This window comes from Pantoea sp. MHSD4 (genome assembly GCF_021043305.1).
GTDB classification, from domain to species: Bacteria; Pseudomonadota; Gammaproteobacteria; order Enterobacterales; family Enterobacteriaceae; genus Pantoea; species Pantoea eucalypti.
Genome location: NZ_JAJNDH010000001.1, coordinates 1 through 21,663, shown reverse-complemented (window position 1 = coordinate 21,663; position 21,663 = coordinate 1). Strand labels below are relative to the sequence as shown.

Annotated in this window: 17 protein-coding genes; 15 read left to right on the top strand and 2 right to left on the bottom strand. The window is 54.8% G+C overall.

What is annotated here, in order from left to right; all coding sequences use genetic code 11:
- The first annotated feature begins 259 nt into the window (after window positions 1-259).
- From nrdH to emrB, 11 genes are all read left to right on the top strand, one after another.
- Complete coding sequence (gene nrdH, locus LQK91_RS00095; protein ID WP_003850362.1) at window positions 260-502, top strand: glutaredoxin-like protein NrdH; 243 nt, start codon at window positions 260-262, stop codon at window positions 500-502.
- 4 nt (window positions 503-506) lie between these two features.
- A complete protein-coding gene (nrdI, locus tag LQK91_RS00090) occupies window positions 507-920 on the top strand; it encodes a class Ib ribonucleoside-diphosphate reductase assembly flavoprotein NrdI (protein WP_003850364.1) in 414 nt (137 codons plus the stop codon).
- Window positions 890-3,028, top strand: coding sequence for a class 1b ribonucleoside-diphosphate reductase subunit alpha (gene nrdE, locus LQK91_RS00085; protein WP_078804706.1), 2,139 nt, complete (start codon window positions 890-892; stop codon window positions 3,026-3,028). Before nrdI ends, nrdE begins: the two co-directional genes overlap by 31 nt.
- 8 nt (window positions 3,029-3,036) lie before the next feature.
- Window positions 3,037-3,996: a class 1b ribonucleoside-diphosphate reductase subunit beta gene (nrdF, locus tag LQK91_RS00080; RefSeq protein WP_003850367.1), complete on the top strand. Its 960-nt coding sequence runs from the start codon at window positions 3,037-3,039 to the stop codon at window positions 3,994-3,996.
- 500 nt (window positions 3,997-4,496) lie between these two features.
- Window positions 4,497-5,693 (top strand): glycine betaine/L-proline ABC transporter ATP-binding protein ProV, encoded by a 1,197-nt coding sequence (proV, locus tag LQK91_RS00075; protein ID WP_003850372.1) that lies wholly within the window; start codon window positions 4,497-4,499, stop codon window positions 5,691-5,693.
- Window positions 5,690-6,781: a glycine betaine/L-proline ABC transporter permease ProW gene (proW, locus tag LQK91_RS00070; RefSeq protein ID WP_003850374.1), complete on the top strand. Its 1,092-nt coding sequence runs from the start codon at window positions 5,690-5,692 to the stop codon at window positions 6,779-6,781. Before proV ends, proW begins: the two co-directional genes overlap by 4 nt.
- 61 nt (window positions 6,782-6,842) lie before the next feature.
- Complete coding sequence (gene proX, locus LQK91_RS00065; RefSeq protein WP_105098871.1) at window positions 6,843-7,841, top strand: glycine betaine/L-proline ABC transporter substrate-binding protein ProX; 999 nt, start codon at window positions 6,843-6,845, stop codon at window positions 7,839-7,841.
- Window positions 7,842-8,052: 211 nt separating this feature from the next.
- Window positions 8,053-9,240, top strand: coding sequence for an MFS transporter (locus tag LQK91_RS00060; protein WP_039660448.1), 1,188 nt, complete (start codon window positions 8,053-8,055; stop codon window positions 9,238-9,240).
- A 301-nt stretch (window positions 9,241-9,541) separates the two neighbouring features.
- Window positions 9,542-10,072: a transcriptional repressor MprA gene (gene mprA / locus LQK91_RS00055; RefSeq protein WP_003850381.1), complete on the top strand. Its 531-nt coding sequence runs from the start codon at window positions 9,542-9,544 to the stop codon at window positions 10,070-10,072.
- Between the two features lie 150 nt (window positions 10,073-10,222).
- Complete coding sequence (gene emrA / locus LQK91_RS00050; protein WP_003850382.1) at window positions 10,223-11,395, top strand: multidrug efflux MFS transporter periplasmic adaptor subunit EmrA; 1,173 nt, start codon at window positions 10,223-10,225, stop codon at window positions 11,393-11,395.
- Window positions 11,396-11,411: 16 nt separating this feature from the next.
- Window positions 11,412-12,947, top strand: coding sequence for a multidrug efflux MFS transporter permease subunit EmrB (emrB, locus tag LQK91_RS00045; RefSeq protein ID WP_003850384.1), 1,536 nt, complete (start codon window positions 11,412-11,414; stop codon window positions 12,945-12,947).
- Window positions 12,948-12,983: 36 nt separating this feature from the next.
- Here the strand turns inward: emrB and LQK91_RS00040 are convergent, their stop codons facing one another.
- A complete protein-coding gene (locus LQK91_RS00040) occupies window positions 12,984-14,168 on the bottom strand; it encodes a tRNA/rRNA methyltransferase (RefSeq protein WP_003850386.1) in 1,185 nt (394 codons plus the stop codon).
- 159 nt (window positions 14,169-14,327) lie between these two features.
- On the opposite strand from LQK91_RS00040, the gene trxC reads away from it, so the two are divergent.
- From trxC to pssA, 4 genes are all read left to right on the top strand, one after another.
- Window positions 14,328-14,747, top strand: coding sequence for a thioredoxin TrxC (trxC, locus tag LQK91_RS00035; protein WP_105098870.1), 420 nt, complete (start codon window positions 14,328-14,330; stop codon window positions 14,745-14,747).
- Between the two features lie 82 nt (window positions 14,748-14,829).
- A complete protein-coding gene (locus tag LQK91_RS00030; protein ID WP_003850389.1) occupies window positions 14,830-15,507 on the top strand; it encodes a tRNA-uridine aminocarboxypropyltransferase in 678 nt (225 codons plus the stop codon).
- A 139-nt stretch (window positions 15,508-15,646) separates the two neighbouring features.
- The gene (locus tag LQK91_RS00025; protein ID WP_105098869.1) at window positions 15,647-18,322 is read left to right on the top strand and encodes a bifunctional acetate--CoA ligase family protein/GNAT family N-acetyltransferase; all 2,676 of its coding nucleotides are present in this window, start codon (window positions 15,647-15,649) and stop codon (window positions 18,320-18,322) included.
- 99 nt (window positions 18,323-18,421) lie between these two features.
- Entirely contained in the window at window positions 18,422-19,777 is a 1,356-nt protein-coding gene (gene pssA / locus LQK91_RS00015; protein WP_003850394.1) for a CDP-diacylglycerol--serine O-phosphatidyltransferase, read from the top strand.
- Between the two features lie 348 nt (window positions 19,778-20,125).
- On the opposite strand, the gene LQK91_RS00005 is transcribed toward pssA, so the two are convergent.
- The gene (locus LQK91_RS00005) at window positions 20,126-21,415 is read right to left on the bottom strand and encodes an MFS family transporter (protein WP_105098868.1); all 1,290 of its coding nucleotides are present in this window, start codon (window positions 21,413-21,415) and stop codon (window positions 20,126-20,128) included.
- Window positions 21,416-21,663 lie beyond the last annotated feature (248 nt).

The following is a 21,663-nucleotide window of genomic DNA, read 5'->3' as shown; positions in this document are numbered from 1 at the left end:
TTTTTTTGCCTTTTTTGCGGCCAGCGACATTTACAAAAGATTTTTCCAGGCTGCAGGGCGCATCCCTGCTGGCTTTTCCTCTGTTGCGCAAATACAAATCATAAAACCCTATATCTGGTGGGCTTGACCATCAAAAACACTACATCTAGTATTTAGCTCATCAGCACGACACCTGCTGTTCGTCACAATGAAGCCCGCAACCTGTCGCGTCAGCTTTGTTTTCGGGCATCAGAACCGCACACAGAGGGAAATACGAATCATGCGCATTATTATTTACACTAAAGATAACTGTGTCCAGTGCACGGCGACCAAAAATGCGATGGACCGTCAGGGTCTCGCCTATCAGTTAATCAATCTCGACAGCCAGCCGGAAGCGATCGACAACCTGAAATCACTGGGTTACCGCCAGGTGCCGGTGGTGATGGCAGATAACGATCACTGGAGCGGCTTCCGCCCGGACAAGATCGCCACTCTGCGATCGCTTTCTGCCGTCGGGGGCTAAGCGCATGTTCCCGCTGGTCTATTTTTCCAGCCAGTCGGAAAACACCCACCGGTTTGTCACGCGCCTCGGCCTGCCCGCCTGGCGCATCCCGCTTGATGCCCGTGATCAGTTGCATATCGACCAGCCCTATATTCTGGTGGTACCCAGCTATGGCGGTGGCAGCAGTCGCGGTGCAGTGCCCGGTCAGGTGATTCAGTTTCTTAATGATGAGGCGAACCGCCGTGGTATTCGTGGCGTGATCGCAGCAGGCAACCGTAACTTCGGTGCCGGTTACTGCCTGGCGGGCAGCATCATTGCAAAAAAATGTCAGGTTCCTTGTCTTTATCGCTTCGAGCTAATGGGAACGCCTGACGATATTGCGAAAGTTAAAGCGGGAGTAACCCAATTTTGGCAACAACAGATACCCTCAACGGCGTGACGCTCGATTATCACGCCCTCAATGCCATGCTGAACCTCTACGATGCTGACGGCCGTATCCAGTTCGACAAGGATCGCGAAGCGACACGTCAGTTTTATCTGCAGCATGTGCAACCTAATACCGTCCCCTTCTCCAGCAACGCCGAGCGTTTACGCTATCTGGTGGCGGAGAGCTATTACGAAGCGGATGTGCTGAATCAGTACGATTTTGATTTTCTGCTTGAGCTGCATGAGGTGGCGGAGAAGTGGGGATTTGAGTTCAAAACTTTTCTGGGCGCCTGGAAGTACTACACCAGCTATACCCTTAAGACCTTTGACGGCAAACGCTATCTGGAAACCTTCGAACAGCGCGCCTGCATGGTGGCACTGACACTGGCTCAGGGCGATGAAACGCTGGCACGAGCGCTGCTGGAGGAGATCCTCAGCGGCCGTTTCCAGCCCGCAACGCCGACCTTTCTGAACTGCGGCAAACAGCAGCGCGGTGAGCTGGTCTCCTGCTTCCTGCTGCGCATCGAAGACAATATGGAGTCGATTGGTCGCGCAGTGAACTCGGCATTGCAGCTGTCAAAGCGCGGCGGCGGCGTCGCCTTTTTACTGTCGAACCTGCGTGAGTCTGGTGCGCCGATTAAACGTATTGAAAATCAATCGTCGGGCGTTATCCCCGTAATGAAAATGCTGGAAGATGCCTTCTCCTATGCGAATCAGCTTGGTGCGCGTCAGGGCGCCGGCGCAGTCTGGCTTAATGCGCATCATCCCGATATTTTCCGCTTTCTGGATACCAAACGCGAAAATGCCGACGAGAAGATCCGCATCAAAACGCTGTCGCTGGGCGTGGTTATTCCTGATATCACTTTTCAGCTGGCAAAAGAGAACAGACCCATGGCGCTGTTCTCGCCCTATGATGTTGAGCGGATTTACGGTCAGGCCTTTGGCGATATCAGTATCAGCGAGAAGTATGACGAGATGCTGGCGGATGATCGCATCCGTAAAACGTATATTCAGCCACGCGACTTCTTCCAGACGCTGGCCGAGATTCAGTTTGAGTCGGGCTATCCCTATATCATGTATGAGGACAGCGTGAACCGCAGCAACCCGATTGCCGGTCGCATCAATATGAGTAATCTCTGCTCTGAGATTCTGCAGGTGAACAGCGCCAGCGAGTACCATGATGACCTGAGCTATCGCCGCATCGGCAAAGATATCTCCTGTAATCTTGGCTCCCTGAATATTGCGCATGCCATGGATTCGCGCGATCTGGCGCGCACCGTGGATGTGGCGGTTCGCGCCCTGACCTCGGTGTCGATGATGAGCGAGATTGGCTCGGTGCCGTCGGTCGCCGAAGGCAATCGCCGTTCGCACGCCATCGGGCTGGGTCAGATGAACCTGCACGGCTATCTGGCGCGGGAAGGCATCGCCTACGGCTCACCGGAAGCGCTGGATTTCACCAATCTCTACTTCTATTGCATTACCTACTATGCGCTACGCACCTCTAATCAACTGGCGCAGGAGCATCAGAAGACGTTCGACGGCTTTGCGGATTCGCAATACGCCAGCGGCGTTTACTTCGATAAATATCTGCAGCGGGAATGGCTGCCGCGCACTGAACGGGTGACGACGCTGTTTGCCGATGCCGGACTGACACTGCCGACCCAGGCGGACTGGCAGGCGCTGCGTGATGCAGTGATGCAGCACGGGCTGTTTAATCAGAACCTGCAGGCGATTCCGCCGACCGGTTCGATCTCCTACATCAATCATGCCACCTCCAGCATCCATCCGATTGTCTCCCCTATTGAGATCCGCAAAGAGGGTAAAACTGGTCGCGTCTACTATCCCGCGCCGTTTATGACCAATGAGAATCTCCACCTCTATCAGGATGCGTATCAGATTGGGCCGGAAGCGATTATTGATACTTACGCAGAAGCGACTCAGCACGTCGATCAGGGCCTGTCACTGACGCTGTTTTTCCGCGATGACGTCACGACCCGCGACATCAACAAAGCGCAGATTTACGCGTGGAAAAAAGGGATCAAAACGCTTTATTACATTCGACTGCGTCAGATGGCGCTTCAGGGCACGGAGGTTCAGGGCTGCGTCTCATGCTCCCTGTAATGAAAACGATGAAACTTAAACAAATTCAGGCGATTAACTGGAACCGGATTCAGGATGAGAAAGATCTTGAGGTATGGAACCGTCTCACCAGCAACTTCTGGCTGCCAGAGAAGGTGCCGCTCTCTAACGATCTGCCCGCCTGGCAGACGCTGGATAAACAGCAGCAGCAACTGACCATCCGGGTCTTCACCGGCCTGACGCTGCTGGACACCATCCAGAACGTGATCGGCGCGCCGGGACTGATGGACGATGCTATTACGCCACACGAAGAGGCGGTACTGTCGAACATCAGCTTTATGGAAGCCGTCCATGCGCGCTCTTACAGTTCTATCTTCTCAACTCTGTGTAATACGCAGGATGTGGATGCCGCCTATCAGTGGAGCGAAGAGAATGTACCGCTGCAGAACAAGGCGCGCATCATCCTGGAACACTACCAGGCGGATGATCCGCTGAAGAAGAAGATCGCCAGCGTTTTTCTGGAGTCGTTCCTGTTCTATTCCGGCTTCTGGCTGCCGATGTACTGGTCGAGCCGGGGCAAGCTGACCAACACTGCCGATCTGATTCGCCTGATTATTCGCGATGAAGCGGTGCACGGTTACTACATCGGCTACAAATATCAGCAGGCGCTGGCCACGGCTGACGATCTGCGTCGCGAAGAGCTGCAGCAGTTCGCCTATGATCTGCTGCTGGCGCTGTATGAGAATGAAGTGGCTTACACCGAGGCGCTCTATGCCGATGTCGGCTGGGTGGAAGAGGTGAAAACCTTCCTGCACTACAACGCCAACAAAGCGCTGATGAATCTGGGCTACGAGGCGCTGTTCCCGGCGGAGCTGACGGCGGTAAATCCGGCCATTCTGTCGGCGCTGTCACCCAATGCTGACGAGAACCACGACTTCTTCTCCGGTTCAGGCTCCTCCTATGTGATGGGTAAAGCGGTCGAAACCGAAGATGAAGACTGGAATTTCTGAGGGTTACCGGGTGCTGTTTTATCAGCATCCGGTTTTCACTGGCAATGGCATAGCAGCCGCGCCACCGCGACTCATCATAAGAAAAAAATATTACTGCAATACCGCCTGACTATTTCATTGTTTATTGATGTTCATCCGCCCCGTATTTTCTTTTTTTCGGCCAATTATTTCACTGAACATGGTCGTTTCAGGCGTGATTATTTTCCTGCATCGGCCCCCATTATTTCCGTAATATTTCACGTTGGTGACGTCTGTTTTTCTCCCTTTCACGCAGCAAATCGACCTAAATGCCAATAAATCCCTGATTATTTCACAAAAAATTAATCCGCGCTTATCCCTTGTGAGCACTGAAGATAATCTACATCTGAATGCCCCGTGCCCGGCAAACATCCCAACTCAGGGTTGTCAGATAACGTCAGTGTGCTACGGTATGGCCTGCTTAAATTTCAGCGGGAACGACAGGTTAATATCAGATATTTCAACCAGGATTTAATGACTGCATGGCTATTAAGCTCGAAGTAAAAAATCTCTATAAAATATTTGGCGACAATCCGGATCGCGCGTTTAAATATATTGAAAAGGGTGCGACCAAAGATGTCATTCTGGAGAAGACCGGTCTCTCTCTTGGCGTAAAGAACGCCAGTCTGGCTATTGAAGAAGGCGAGATATTCGTCATCATGGGGTTATCTGGTTCAGGAAAATCGACCATGGTTCGCCTTCTCAATCGTCTGATAGAGCCGACGCGCGGCCAGGTGATTATTGATGGTGTCGATATTGCCAAAATATCGGCCAGCGAACTGCGTGACGTGCGCAGAAATAAAATCAGCATGGTATTCCAGTCATTTGCTTTGATGCCGCACATGAATGTATTAAATAACACGGCATTTGGCATGGAATTAGCGGGCGTCGCACTGGCTGAACGCCAGGAAAAAGCCCTGGAAGCGTTACGTCAGGTCGGGCTGGAGAATTATGCGCACGCTTACCCGGATGAACTTTCCGGGGGAATGCGACAGCGCGTCGGATTAGCCCGCGCGCTGGCAATCAATCCCGACATCTTATTAATGGATGAGGCCTTCTCCGCACTGGATCCGTTGATTCGTACTGAGATGCAGGATGAGCTGGTTAATTTACAAGCCAGGCATCAGCGCACCATCGTCTTTATTTCCCACGATCTGGATGAAGCGATGCGTATTGGCGATCGCATTGCCATTATGCAGGGCGGCGAAGTGATACAGGTTGGTACGCCGGATGAGATCCTGAATAACCCAGCCAACGACTATGTCCGCACCTTTTTCCGTGGCGTCGATATCAGTCACGTATTCAGCGCCAAAGATATAGCCCGTCGTAGCGCGGGAGCATTGATCCGCAAAGCGCCTGGTTTCGGTCCGCGCTCCGCCATGAAACTGCTGCAGGATGAAGACCGCGATTACGGCTACGTGCTGGAAAAGCAGAAATTTATCGGCGTGGTTTCCACCGATTCTCTGAAAGCGGCGCTGGCAGCAGGCGAAGGTATCGACAGCGCCCTGCTCGACACCCCGGCGGCGGTTCCCGCCGATACCTCATTGAGCGATTTGCTCTCTCACGTCGCGCAGGCACCCTGTGCGGTGCCCGTGGTCGGCGAAGAAAATCACTATGTCGGTCTCATTTCCAAAAGCACGCTGTTGCGCGCGTTAGATCGTGAAGGAGCCCAGCCATGAGTCAGGACACCACCAATCCGTGGGATAGCGGCACCGCTGCCAGCACTCAGGCTGCGCCCACCAGCAGCGGCGGTGCCGATGCCTGGGGCACGCCCGATGGTAGCGCGACAACCCATGCAGCCAGTAGCAGTGACTGGCTCAACAGCGCCCCTGCACCCGCACCGGAACATTTCAGTATCATGGATCCGTTCCACAAAACCTGGATCCCGCTTGATCACTGGGTGACCACCGGTATCGACTGGGTGGTCAACCATTTCCGCCCGCTGTTTCAGGGTATCCGGGTGCCGGTTGACTATATCCTAAGCGCCTTTCAGCAGCTGTTGCTGGGAATGCCAGCACCAGTGGCAATTCTGGTGTTTGCGCTGATTGCCTGGCAGATCGCAACCCCCGCCATGGGCATTGCCACGCTGGTATCGCTGATCGCCATAGGTGCCATTGGCGCCTGGTCGCAGGCGATGGTGACGCTGGCGCTGGTGCTTACCGCGCTGATGTTCTGCATTCTCATCGGCCTGCCGCTGGGGATCTGGCTGGCCCGTAGCGAACGGGCAGCGCGTATTGTACGACCTCTGCTGGATGCAATGCAGACCACACCCGCCTTTGTCTACCTGGTGCCGATTGTGATGCTGTTTGGTATCGGCAACGTGCCGGGCGTGGTGGTAACGATTATCTTCGCCCTGCCACCGATTGTGCGTCTGACTATTCTCGGCATTAAGCAGGTACCCGCCGATCTGATCGAAGCGAGCGAATCCTTTGGTGCCAGTCCGAGACAGCTGCTATTCAAAGTGCAGTTGCCGCTGGCGATGCCCACCATTATGGCGGGCGTCAATCAGACCCTGATGCTGGCGCTGTCAATGGTGGTGATCGCCTCGATGATCGCCGTCGGCGGACTCGGTCAGATGGTCCTGCGCGGTATTGGCCGTCTTGATATGGGGCTGGCTACGGTGGGTGGCGTGGGAATTGTGATTCTTGCCATTATCCTTGATCGCCTGACCCAATCGTTTGGTCGCGATAGCCGCAGCCGCGGTAATCGTCACTGGTATCACACCGGCCCGCTGGGCCTGATCTTCTCTCCTTCGCGTAAAAAATAATCTGTCGGGCGGTGCCTGCGCGCCGCCCATCCTGACGCGACATCTTAAATAAGGAATGACTATGCGCAACAGAGCCTCTCTGCTCGCCGCCGTGGTAACCACGCTGGCCGTTTCACACGTCTCCGCTGCCGATCTGCCGGGCAAAGGTATTACGGTGCAACCTATACAGAGTACTATCGCTGAAGAGACTTTTCAGACCCTGATTGTCAGCCGCGCGCTGGAAAAACTCGGCTATCAGGTCAGCAAGCCGAGTGAAGTGGATTACAACGTTGGCTACACCTCTATCGCCGCTGGCGACGCGACCTTTACCGCGGTGAACTGGCAGCCGCTGCATGACGACATGTATAAAGCTGCCGGTGGCGATCAGAAGCTGTATCGACAGGGAACCTACGTTACCGGTGCCGCCCAGGGTTATCTGATTGATAAGAAGACCGCCGAGAAATATCACATCACCAATATCGAACAGCTGAAAGATCCTAAGATCGCCAGACTGTTTGACGCCAACGGCGATGGCAAGGCGGATATGACCGGCTGTACGCCAGGCTGGGGCTGTGAAGCGGTAATTAATCATCAGAACAGCGCCTTTGGTCTCAGTGATACCGTGACCGCTAATATGGGTAACTATTCGGCGATGGTGGCGGATACGCTGGCACGCTACAAACAGGGTAAGCCGATCCTTTATTATACCTGGACGCCCTACTGGCTGAGCGATGTGCTGAAGCCGGGCCGCGATGTAGTCTGGCTGCAGGTGCCGTTCTCGTCGCTGCCTGGCGAACAGAAGGATGTGGATACTAAACTGCCAAACGGCGCGAACTACGGTTTCCCGGTTAATACCATGCACATCGTCGCCAACAAAGCCTGGGCGGCGAAAAATCCGGCGGCGGCCCATCTGTTTGCGGTCATGAAGCTGCCTATTACCGATATCAATGCTGAAAACTCAGCGATGCATGCCGGACAAAACTCAGAAGAGGCGATTAACCGTCATGTTGATGGCTGGATTAAAGCGCATCAGGCTGAGTTCGATAAATGGATCAGCGAGGCTCAGGCCGCCGCGCAATAACATGAAAACATGTCCACCCCAGGGTGGTTGGTAAAAGTGCTGGCTCAGGGAGCATACGCCTTAAGTTGGACAGTGATTAAGGGCGGAAACATTTCTGCCCTTTTTTTATGCCTGCTATCCCGACTGGTATGGCCTGTTAATAAACATGCGTGTGAAATAGTTTTTTGAGTTATTATTAACCTCAAATGATTATTAGCGACCGATGCTGTTTATGAATGCGACTCGCCAGGGTCTGACGCCTGCTTTAGTGGTTCTGATGTCGGTGGCAACCGGCCTCTGCGTAGCCAGTAACTACTACGTTCAGCCACTGCTTAATACCATCGCCCAACAGTTTGATCTCTCTGTGAGCCTCGCCGGGTTTATTGTCACCACGGCGCAACTCGGCTATGCCTGCGGATTGCTGTTGCTGGTGCCGTTAGGCGATCGCTTTGAACGACGCAGCCTGATTGTGACGATGATCCTGCTGGCTGCGGCGGGCATGGTCATCATCGCCCTTTCACACTCCTTCCTGTTTTTACTGCTGGGCACAGTCATGACTGGCCTGTTTTCGGTCGCTGCGCAAATCCTGGTGCCGCTGGCTGCCACACTGGCCGAGCCGGAGCGGCGCGGCAAAATCGTTGGTACCGTCATGAGCGGTTTGCTGCTGGGGATTCTGCTGGCGCGCACCGTGGCAGGCGGCCTCGCACAGCTTGGCGGCTGGCGTACGGTCTACTGGACAGCCAGTTTGCTGATGGTCGTGATGGCGCTGGCGCTGTGGCGAGCGCTGCCACGTGTTAAGCAGTCCGTGCCAATGAGCTATCCACAACTGCTGGCCTCTATCTTTCGCCTGTATGCAGGTAATCGCGTGATCCGCACCCGCGCGTGGACCGGCTGCCTCGCGTTTGCCAATTTCAGCCTGCTGTGGACCTCAATGGCGTTTCTGCTTTCTGGCGCGCCTTATCACTTCTCAGAAGGTGAGATCGGCCTGCTGGGGCTGGTCGGTGCCGCAGGGGCGCTGGCCGCTCGTCAGGCGGGCTCACTGGCTGACAGGGGTAAAGCGAAGCTGACGACCCGACTCGGCCTGCTGCTCATGTTGCTCTCCTGGGCCGCTATTGCATGGGGCGCAGCGCAGCTGGTGCCGCTTATTATTGGCATTCTGCTGCTGGATCTGGCGGTGCAGGCTGTCCATATCACCAATCAAAGCGTGATCTATGCGCAGATGCCGGAGGCGCGTAACCGTCTGAATGCAGGTTACATGACCAGCTACTTTATAGGTGGTGCGGCGGGTTCGCTGCTCTCCGCCACCGCTTATCATCTGTGGGGCTGGCATGGCGTCTGTGGCGCTGGCGCACTGCTTACGCTGACTAATCTGCTGATCTGGGCAAAGGGATCGCGCTTTGAGCCGGAAATAATCAACTGAATCCTGGCCCGACAGTGCAAGGGTCTGGTCACAAATGGTTAGGTTTGTTATGGTTAGTAACAAAGCTATTCACTTCGGTTATTTTTCCTCGCGATATTATTAAATTTGCCCTCTTTTGAAAACGTCCCGGCTTAGCGCTGCCGCCGGGTGTACGGGTTTTTGACCCAGGGCCAGGGAGTGGCCTGGAATACCTTTGATGGTACAGAGTGCGGGTCTGAGAGCGATCACCTGCCAAAAAGTGACTACGCTTACCCTGTCACCATAGTTATTATACAAGTTGCAATTAGTGAGGTTTTTTTTAATGGAAAGTTCGTTTACTCCCATTGAGCAGATGCTAAACATCCGTGCCAATCGCCATAAGGATTTTCCGTTACAGGAAATTATTCTGACGCGTCTCTGTATGCATATGCAGGGTAAACTGCTGGACAACCGTAATAAGATGCTGAAAGCACAGGGGATTAATGAAACCCTGTTCATGGCGTTGATTACGCTGGATGCGCAGGAAAACCACAGCATTCAGCCTTCTGAACTCAGTTCAGCCCTTGGCTCTTCGCGCACCAATGCGACGCGCATTGCCGATGAGCTGGAGAAGCGCGGCTGGATTGAGCGTCGCGAAAGCGATCACGACCGTCGCTGCCTGCACCTGCATCTGACCGATAAAGGCATGGAGTTCCTGCGTCAGTTGCTGCCCCCTCAGCATCAGAGCCTGCAGTATCTCTGGTCGTCGCTGTCAGTCGATGAGAAATCCCAGCTGGAAGGTATTACCCGTAAGCTGCTTAATCGTCTTGATAAAATGGATGAAGATCAGCTGATCGCCTCGCTGTCCCGCTAATAGCAATAAGTGCGACACAATCACCCGTCGAAATCGTTATTTTAACTTCCTTTTTTATCTGGCCAGCGCCTAGTCGCTGGCTTTTTCGACTCGGGCGCTGGCAGAAATGGATTTCTGCTGCCCGTCTAAATGGAAAACGTGGAGAAAGTCATGAGTGCAACGGCAGAAGCACAAAGTCCGCAACCGTCAGCCAGTAAAAAGAAGAAGCGCAAAAGTGTGCTCATTGTGCTGGCGCTGATCTTTGTGCTGATTGGTATTGCCTGGGGGGTTTACTGGTTCCTGGTCCTGCGCCATTTTCAGGAGACCGATGACGCCTACGTTGCAGGTAATCAGGTGCAGGTGATGGCACAGGTTTCCGGTAGCGTGAACAAAGTCTGGTTTGAAGATACCGATTTCGTGAAAAAGGGCGATGTGCTGGTTTCACTCGATAAGACGGATGCTGAACAGGCGTTTGAAAAAGCGCAGACGGCACTGGCCACCAGCGTGCGTCAGACGCATCAGCTGATGATCAATGGCAAACAGTACCAGGCCAGCATTACGTTGCAGCAAACTGCGCTGGCGCAGGCACAGGCCGACCTGAAACGTCGTGAGCCATTGGGTGCAGCTAACCTGATTGGCCGTGAAGAGTTGCAGCACGCCCGGGACGCTGTCGCGACGGCTAAAGCGCAGCTGGATGTCGCGATTCAGCAATATAATGCTAATCAGGCGATGATCCTTAATACCTCGCTGGAGAATCAGCCAGCTGTGCAACAGAGCGCAGCTGAGTTGCGTGATGCCTGGCTGGCACTGCAGCGCACCGAGATCCGCAGCCCGATGGATGGTTTTGTTTCACGTCGCAGCGTGCAGGTCGGTTCACAAATCTCCACCAGCACCCCGCTGCTGGCTGTCGTGCCTGCAACGAATCTGTGGGTCGATGCCAATTTCAAAGAGACCCAGCTGGCTGGCGTACGCATTGGTCAGCCTGCCACCGTGGTTGCCGACATTTACGGTGACGACGTCGTTTATCATGGCAAAGTCGCAGGACTGGATATGGGCACCGGCAGCGCCTTCTCTCTGCTGCCTGCACAGAATGCTACCGGTAACTGGATCAAAGTGGTTCAGCGCCTGCCGGTTCGTATCGAACTGAATCAGGAAGATATCGCCAGACATCCACTGCGCATCGGCCTCTCCACGCTGGTCAAAATCGATACCACCAGCAACGAAGGCAGTGTGCTGGCTACCAGCGTCCGCCAGCAGGCCGCTTACAGCAGCAATGCCCTGGCGATTGACCTTGCGCCGGTCAATCAGCTGATCACCGATATTGTCCGCGCCAACGCCGGATGATGACGCGGAGGCTGTAATGGCACAAAAACCGCTTGAAGGGATGCCGCTGGTCCTGATGACCGTTGCGCTGTCGCTGGCGACGTTCATGCAGGTGCTGGACTCGACCATCGCCAACGTGGCCATCCCTACGATTGCCGGGAACCTGGGCGCGTCGAACTCTCAGGGTACATGGGTAATCACCTCGTTTGGTGTCGCGAATGCGATCTCGATCCCGCTGACCGGCTGGCTGGCAAAGCGCATTGGTGAAGTGAAGTTGTTCACCTGGTCGACCATTCTGTTTGCCATCGCCTCCTGGGCGTGTGGTATGTCAGATAGCCTGGAGATGCTGATCTTTTTCCGTGTCATTCAGGGGATTGTTGCAGGTCCATTGATCCCGCTGTCGCAAAGTCTGCTGCTCAACAACTATCCGCCCGCTAAGCGCAGTCTGGCACTGTCGCTGTGGGCGATGACGGTGATCGTCGCGCCGATCTGTGGCCCGATACTGGGCGGCTGGATCAGCGATAACTATCACTGGGGCTGGATCTTCTTTATCAACGTGCCGATTGGTGTGGCCGTGGTCATACTGACGCTGCAAACGCTGCGTGGCCGGGAAACTAAAACCGAAATCCGGCGGATCGACATGGTCGGGCTGGTGCTGCTGGTCGTGGGGATCGGCTGTTTACAGGTCATGCTGGATCGCGGAAAGGAGCTCGACTGGTTTAACTCGGTCGAGATTATCGTGTTAGGGGTCGTGGCATTGATTGCGCTCACAGTCCTGCTGGTCTGGGAGCTGACGGACGATCACCCGATCATCGACCTCTCCCTGTTTAAGTCGCGCAATTTTACCATTGGCTGTCTGTCGATCAGTCTGGCGTACATGCTCTACTTCGGCTCGATAGTCCTGTTACCGCAGCTGCTGCAGGAGGTTTACGGTTATACCGCAACCTGGGCAGGCCTGGCGTCGGCACCGGTAGGCATCATACCGGTGATCCTGTCGCCGATTATTGGTCGCTTTGCGCATAAGCTCGATATGCGACGGCTGGTCACATTCAGCTTCATTATGTATGCCATCTGCTTCTACTGGCGCGCGTATACATTTGAACCGGGGATGGACTTTGGTGCCTCAGCCTGGCCGCAGTTTATCCAGGGCTTTGCCGTGGCCTGCTTCTTTATGCCACTGACGACCATTACGCTGTCGGGACTGCCGCCGGAGCGCATGGCCGCAGCATCCAGCCTGTCGAACTTTATGCGTACGTTTGCTGGCTCGGTAGGCACGTCGATTACAACCACGATGTGGACGAATCGCGAGTCGATGCATCATAGCTATATGACCGAGTCGATTACCCCGTACAACGTTAATTCGCAGCAGATGTATAGCCAGCTGGAGAGCCTGGGAATGACGCAGCAGCAGGCGTCTGCGTATATCGCGCAGCAGATTACCAATCAGGGACTGATCATTTCAGCGAATGAAATTTTCTGGGCATCGGCGGGGGTATTCCTGATCCTGCTGGTGCTGATCTGGTTTGCCCGTCCGCCGTTTGGTGCAGGCGGTGGTGGCGGTGGAGCACACTGACGTCACAAAGCAAAACGGGCCTTTCGGCCCGTTTTTTTATGCGTTCTGACGCCACCATTCGGCGAGCAGTACGCCGGTTGCGACCGAAACGTTGAGACTTTCCACGTTGCCGGTGCCGCCAATCGACAGGCTCATGTCACCCTGTTTGAACGCGGTGTCAGAAAGACCTTCACGCTCCTGACCTAACACCAGCACCATTTTCTCCGGCAGCTTAGCCTGCGCCAGCGGCGTGCCCTGATGGCTGGAGGTGGTCACGATGGTGTAACCCGCTTTACGGAACGCTTCCAGACCTTCGCTGAAGGTTGCGCCGCTGATGGCCTGAACATGCTCGGCACCGCCTTCTGCGGTACGCACTGCTGCACCCGACTCCAGCAGTGAAGCATCATTCACCAGCAAACCTTTTACGCCAAAGTGCGCGCAGCTGCGCATAATCGCGCCAAGGTTATGCGGGTTACTGACATCTTCCAGTGCCAGTACGCAATCTTTGGTTGTTGCCTGGCTCAGCCATTCCGAAACCGCCATACCCATACGCTTTTTAATCAGGAAACAGACGCCACCGTGATGCTCAGTGCCTGATGCTTTGGTGATCTCTGCATCTTCTACCACGTGATAGGCTTTGCGGTTCGCCGCCAGCCAGCGCAGCGATTCACGGAAACGCGGAGTCACTTCCTGAATGAACCAGGCGCGAACAATCGCTTCCGGACGACTCTGGAACAGTGCCTGACAGGCGTTCTCACCATAAACGCGGGTTTCTTCGTTACGCTGACGACGGATCTGCTCAGGATCAACAAAGCTCTTGCCGCTGATGCCGCCATGATCGGGCTTATCACTCTCAGGCGATGCAGCACGGTCTGCTGATGGCGCGCGTGATACGGTGCGCCATGGGGAGTCGCTGCTGCCATAGGCGCCACGGCTATCATCGCCACGATCGTTGCGGCGACCTGCACCCTCGTCTGAACGGCGTGGCGCACCACGTCCGCCTTCGTCACGGCGCGGTGAACTGCTGCGACCGGTATCGTCGCTGCGACGCCCCGCGGAGCGACCACCTTCCTGACTGCGTTCTGTACGGGGGCCAGATGAACGACGATTATCATCCTGGCGGGCAGCAGCGTGACCACCTTTGCCTGTACGAGGATTCGGCGCACGCGCACTTTTATCGTCCTCGCCACGCACGTACATCACCTTAACCTTGCCGCTCTTGCCTTTAAATTCGTCGTTCATATCTTCCTCCTGCATTGAGAGCGCGCAGATTACCTGATGTGCTGGCGCTTAGCTATCAACTATTGAACCTATAGAGCAATCCAGATTGAGCAGGAATCCGCCCTCTTTCATAATGGACAACAATTACCAGACTGACACTTTTAAACCTCAGAGGTTCCTATGAATACGGTATGCGCTTCCTGCCAGGCAACCAATCGCGTTCCTGAAGAACGCCTTGCCGATGCGGCGAAATGCGGCCGCTGCGGAAATGCGTTGTTTGATGGCGAGGTGGTCAATGCCACCAGCGCTAACTTTGACAAATATCTGCAGGACGATCTGCCGGTGGTGATCGATTTCTGGGCGCCCTGGTGCGGTCCCTGCGTCAATTTTGCGCCCGTGTTTAAAGATGTCGCCAGCGAGCGCAGCGGGAAAGTCCGCTTTATTAAAGTAAACACCGAAGCGGAACCGGCCCTGAGCGTCCGTTTCAACATTCGCAGTATTCCTACCATCATGCTGTTTAAGAACGGCGAGCGGGTGGACATGCTGAATGGTGCCATGCCCAAGGCACCGTTTAACGAATGGCTGGATGAATCACTGTAATATTCAGAGGCCAGCCAGTCTGGCCTTTTCCTTTTCACCTGCGCTTCGATTACACTGACGTTTTTTCCTGCCCTGAAACCTCATGTCTGATAATGCTGTTTTGCGCTTGCGCACCCAACGCCTGGCGCGTGCCACCCGTCCTTTCCTTGCGCGTGGAAATCGTGTCATTCGCTGCCAGGGTTGTCTGCTGCCAGAAGCCAACTGTCTTTGCAGTCAGATCGTTCCTGCGTCTGCCCGTAGCCGCTTCTGCCTGGTGATGTTTGATACCGAGCCGATGAAACCGAGCAATACCGGGCGTCTGATTGCCGATATTCTGCCGGATACCCAGGCGTTTGGCTGGTCACGCACCGAGCCGGATCCGCTGCTGCTGGCGGCCGTGCGCAATCCTGATTATCAGCCGCTTGTCGTCTTTCCGGCCGCCTATGCGGATCCTGGTCGCGAGGTGCTGACAACGCCACCCACCAGCGGCAAGCCGCCGCTGTTTATTATGCTGGATGGCACCTGGACCGAAGCACGCAAGATGTTCCGCAAAAGCCCCTGGCTCGACGCCCTGCCGGTGATGTCGCTGGATGTGAGCACCCCTTCGCGCTATACACTGCGGGAGGCACACGGTGAAGGTCAGCACTGTACCGCTGAAGTGGCCGCGGCGCTGCTGGCGCAGGCGGGCGATCGGCTGGCGGCAGAAGCACTATCTCATCATTTTGATCAGTTCCGTGCGGCCTACCTGGCAGGGAAACCGCATCACGCGGGACAGGCTTAACCGCATCCCTCTTCTTCCGGCAGGCGAGCGCCTGGGCTGACCGATCCGAAGATCCGGATCTTCAGCCTGCGATCTGCCCGGAAGCACTGCCAGCCAAAAGCGTTTACAATCACGCAAATCCCGATCTCTGGAGGGCGAGATGAGCCAACGCGGACTGGAAGCGCTGTTACGACCTAAATCAATTGCGGTGATTGGTGCCTCGGTCACGCCCGGGCGTGCCGGATACTTTATGATGCGTAACCTGCTGGCGGGCGGTTTTAGCGGGCCGGTTTTGCCGGTGACGCCAAAATATAAAGCAGTGAGCGGCGTGCTGGCCTGGCCCACCATCGACAGCTTACCTTTCGCGCCCGACCTGGCGGTGATCTGTACCCACTCCAAACGTAACCTCGAGTTGCTGCAACAGCTCGGCGAAAAAGGCTGCAAGGCCTGCATTATCCTCTCCGCGCCCGCCAGCCAGTCGGCCGAGCTCAAAGCCTGCGCAGGTAAATGGCAGATACGTCTGCTGGGACCGAACAGTCTGGGCCTGCTGGCGCCCTGGCAGGGATTGAATGCCAGCTTCTCGCCGGTGCCAATTGAGAAAGGCCGCATCGCGTTTATCTCTCAGTCCGCCGCCGTCTCTAATACCATTCTCGACTGGGCGCAGCAGCGTAATCTCGGTTTCTCCTGGTTTATTGCGCTGGGTGACAGTCTGGATACCGATGTCGATGACCTGCTCGACTTCCTGGCGCGTGACGGCAAGACCAGCGCCATCCTGCTCTATCTTGAGCACCTCAGCGATGCGCGTCGTTTTGTTTCCGCTTCCCGCAGTGCCTCGCGGAATAAACCGATATTGATCATCAAGAGTGGTCGCAGCCGCGAAGCCCAGGCGCTGCTTGGCACCCACAGCGGCCTTGACGCCGCCTGGGATGCGGCCATTCAGCGCGCCGGGTTGCTGCGGGTCCAGGATACCCATGAGCTGTTCTCCGCCGTTGAGTCGCTAAGCCATATGCGCCCGCTGCGAGGCGACAGACTGATGATCATCAGCAATGGAGCCGCACCTGCCGCGCTGGCGCTGGATGAACTCTATGCCCGTAACGGAAAACTGGCGCAGCTCAGCGATGAGACATGTCAGCAACTGGAGGCGCTGCTACCCGCGGGTGCAGGTCGCGGTAATCCGCTGGATTTAAAAGATGACGCCACAGCGGAACGTTATGCCGCCTGTGTGGAAATTCTGCTCAACAGTCATGAACTTGATGCATTAATGATTATTCATGCGCCAAGCGCGGTCGCGCCCGCAACTGAAACGGCCGCACATCTGATCGACACCATTGCCCGTCACCCGCGCGGTAAGCTGGTGACGCTGCTGACCAACTGGAGCGGCGAGTTCTCTTCACAGGCTGCACGTCGTGCCTTCACGCAGGCGGGCATCCCGACCTGGCGCACGCCGGAAGGCACCGTCACCGCCTTTATGCATCAGGTTGAGTATCGCCGTAACCAGAAGCAGCTGCGTGAAACCCCTGCCCTGCCCACAACACTGAAGCAGGATAGCGCTCAGGCTCACCAGTTGCTGTCACAGGCGCTGTCGCGCGGCGTTACCGCGCTGGATACGCACGAAGTGCAGCCAGTATTGCAGGCATACGGACTGGCGACACTGCCGACCTGGATCGCCAGCGACAGCACATCGGCTGTGGCGATTGCCGATCAGATTGGCTATCCGGTGGCGCTGAAACTGCGTTCACCCGATATCGCCCATAAGTCGGAGGTTCAGGGTGTAATGCTCTATCTGCGCAATGCCAGCGAAGTAGAGCATGCCGCTGAGGCCATTTTTGATCGGGTCAGACAGACGCTGCCGCAGGCGCGTATTGAAGGGCTGCTGGTTCAGAGCATGGCCAGCCGTGCGGGCGCGCAGGAATTGCGGGTCGTGGTCGAACAGGATGCCCTGTTTGGCCCAATCATTATGCTGGGCGAAGGCGGCGTTGAATGGCAGGCCGATAAACAGGCTGCGGTTGCCTTGCCTCCGCTGAATATGACACTGGCACGCTATCTGGTGATTCAGGCAATCAAGAGCGGAAAAATCCGCAGCCGTAGCGCCCTGAATCCGCTGGATATCCCCGGTTTGAGCCAGTTGCTGGTGCAGGTCTCTAACCTGGTGGTGGATTGCCCGGAGATCCAGCGACTGGATATTCATCCGCTACTGGCAGCGGGTAATGATTTTACCCTGCTGGATGTCACCCTGACGCTGGCTCCGTTCGATGGCGATAACGAAGCGCGGCTGGCAATTCGTCCTTATCCTCAGCATCTTGAGGAGCAGGTGGAATTAAAGAATGGGCAATTCTGCCTGTTCCGGCCGATCCTGCCAGAAGATGAACCTTTGCTGCGCGACTTCATCAGCCAGGTGACCAAAGAAGACCTTTACTACCGCTACTTCAGTGAAATTAATGAATTCACCCATGATGACCTCGCCAATATGACTCAGATCGATTATGACCGTGAGATGGCGATCGTAGCGGTGCGTCAGCATCAGGGACGACCTGAGATCATCGGCGTAACCCGCGCTATTTCTGATGCGGATAACATTGATGCGGAGTTTTCGGTGCTGGTCCGTTCTGACCTGAAAGGGTTAGGCATGGGCCGCCGTCTGCTGGAAAAGATGATCCGCTACACCCGACATCACGGCTTGCAACAATTGAACGGTATCACCATGCCCCATAATCGCGGCATGATTACGCTGGCCCGTAAACTTAACTTTCATGTTGATATTCAACTGGATGACGGTATTGTCAGCCTGAAATTGTCCTTACAGAATGAGATCAACGCACCTTGTAGAGAAAGGTAAAAAACGTTCGAATTGACGGAGTTGATGTTATTATTTGTGGTTATAACCCTGATTTGATGGCAAAAGGCCATGCAATGAACAGAGAAGAAGTGCACTGTGATGTTGTCTAAATTCAAACGTAACAAACACCAACAACACCTCGCACAGCTGCCTAAACTGTCACAATCCGTTGCGGATGTGTCGACACTTTATTCGCCTGCTGAGTTTCGCCAGACGTTGCTGGAGAAAATAGCGACCGCACAGACACGCATCTGTATTGTTGCGCTTTATCTGGAAAATGATGACGCCGGACGTGCCGTTATGGATGCGCTCTATAGTGCGAAGCAGGCGCGGCCAACGCTGGATATCTCCATTCTGGTCGACTGGCACCGCGCGCAACGTGGCCGAATTGGCGCAGCACGAGGCGTAACCAATGCTGACTGGTATTGCGAAATGGCCACACGCTATCCGGATATTGCCATCCCGGTTTATGGCATTCCGGTTAATACGCGTGAAGCGCTGGGTGTGCTTCATCTAAAAGGCTTCATTATTGATGATATGCTGCTCTATAGCGGTGCCAGCATCAATGATGTCTACCTGCATCAGCATGATAAGTATCGGTATGATCGCTATCAGGTTATCCGGAATCCCCAACTGACCGATACCATGTATGAGTGGATCACGCTGAATCTTAAACCTGCAGAAGCCGTCAACCGGCTCGATTTTGCAGAACGCCCCTCAAGTCCTGAAATCAAAAATGAGACACGCCAGTTCCGTCAGGATCTCCGGGGTTTCAATTACCAGTTTGAAGGCAATGCCGGCAATGATGAACTGACGGTCACGCCACTGGTCGGTCTGGGCAAGCATAGCCTGCTCAATAAAACCATTTTCCATCTGATGCCCTGTGCGGAACAGAAGCTGATCATCTGTACCCCTTACTTCAACATGCCCGCCCTGCTGGTGCGTAATATCATTCATCTGCTGCGCCAGGGGAAAAAAGTCGAGATCATCGTCGGTGATAAAACCGCCAATGATTTCTACATTGCGCCTGATGAGCCATTCAAAATTATCGGCGCGCTGCCTTACCTGTATGAAATCAATCTGCGTCGCTTCATGAGCCGTCTGCACTACTATGTTACGACCGATCAACTGGTCGTGAGACTCTGGAAGGATGGTGAAAACAGTTATCACCTTAAAGGGATGTGGGTTGATGACGAATGGCAGCTGATTACCGGTAATAACCTCAACCCGCGTGCATGGCGGCTTGATCTGGAAAATGCGGTGCTGATTCACGATCCTCATCAGGAGTTAGCGGCTCAGCGTGAGAAAGAGCTTACGTTAATCCGTCAGAACACGACGATAGTGACGCATTTCCGTGAGCTTGAAAGTATTGCCGATTACCCGGCTAAAGTGCGGAAACTGATTCGCCGTCTGCGCCGGATACGTATCGATCGCCTGATCAGCCGTATTCTTTAATCGCTGCGGCCATAGAGGCATTCATTACGCGAAGTATCCTGTTGCTGTGCTGTTGTGCAGTGGATGCGTCGATATGGCGGAAGATCAGCGAGCATGACGGGATAAAGCGGAACATGTTTTCGCTTCTGCCGCGCTGGCTGCTGCAGGCAATGAATATGGGCAGTGCCAGCCTCTTTCTGGCCGTCAAAACCAGACTATCGGCATCCTGTTTTCATTAAGTATTGGGGCGGGAAAAGAGTGATATGACAGCCGCCCGAATGGCAGCGGCTGGCGCTGGAAAGCGTTCGTGTGGGATGCCGCGGATGCAACCCGCGGCATTGCCCTGTGAAATCTGAGTCAGTCGCCTTGTTAAAGCATAATCCCTTTGCCGCGTCTGTGCAGCAACAGCGACACCAGAAATGCTACAGCACCCATGGCTGAAACATACCAGAAGAAGGTGGTCTCAATCCCCTGCTGCTTCATCAGCAACGCCACATACTCCGCCGACCCACCGAACAGCGCATTCGCGACTGCGTATGATAGCCCGACCCCCAGAGCACGCACCTGCGGCGGAAACATTTCGGCTTTAAGAATGCCGCTGATGGCGGTGTAGAAGCTGGTAATCAACAAGGCCAGCATGATTAACAGGAAAGCTACGCCAGGGCTCTGCACGTTTTGCAGCAGGGTCAGAATGGGTACTGTACAGATTGCCGCCCCCGCACCAAAGATCATCATCGAAGTGCGACGACCGATTTTATCTGACAGCGCACCGATTATTGGCTGAATCAGCATGAAGACCAGCAGTGCCCCGGTCATCAGCCCGCTGGCCGTTTTTGGATCCATGCCTGATGTGTTAACCAGATACTTTTGCATGTAGGTGGTGAAGGTGTAAAAACTCAGGGAGCCGCCGGCGGTGAAACCCAGCACCATCAGGAAGGGACGGGTATGATTGCGCAGTAACCCGATGACGCTACCCGCATCACGATGTTCGCGGCTGGCTTTATCTGACGTTTCTTCCAGAGAGCGTCGTAGCCATAATGCGACAACGGCGAGCAGTGCGCCGAGGAAGAACGGAATGCGCCAGCCCCAGCTGCGCAGCTCTGCATCAGTGAGCACAAATTGCAGGACCACCACGGTCAGCACCGCCGCTAACTGACCGCCAATCAGCGTGACGTACTGGAAAGAGGCATAGAATCCCTTGCGTCCTTCCAGGGCGACTTCACTCATGTAGGTTGCGCTGGTCCCATACTCCCCACCCACCGATAATCCCTGAAACATACGCGCCAGCAGCAGAATGACGGGAGCGGCTACGCCAATCGTTGCATAACCGGGCAGGCAGGCGATCACCAGCGAACCAAAACACATCATGCAGACCGAAACCAGCATCGAATTTTTTCGGCCGTGCTTGTCGCCAATATAGCCAAATAACCAGCCGCCAATCGGACGCATTAAAAATCCTGCTGCAAAAACGCCCGCTGTCTGCAATAACTGCGTTGTGGTGTCACCCTTTGGGAAGAAGATGTGCGCAAAGTAGAGCGAGAAGAATGAATAGACATAGAAGTCGAACCATTCAACCAGGTTGCCCGATGACGCGCCGACGATTGCCCAGATACGCTTCTTTGTATCATCCGGCTGAGTTTTATTATTGGTGGGTGTCATGCCTTACCTCTGTTCCTTGCTGATCAACAGCGTTTAAAGGAGTGAGTAAAGCATTTAAGTCTACCGAAGGTAAAGGCGGGGTAATCCGAGATTATATTTGTGAGCCATGTCGCTAATTATCGAAAAATCAGCGAGTTGCTGGCAATTATGAGGGAAAGCCGGCCGGTGATAGCGCTGCAGGAAGCGGGAAAATCATTAACAATTTTGCTAAATACAGCGTAATTCAGACGTAAAAAAGCCCCGCACTC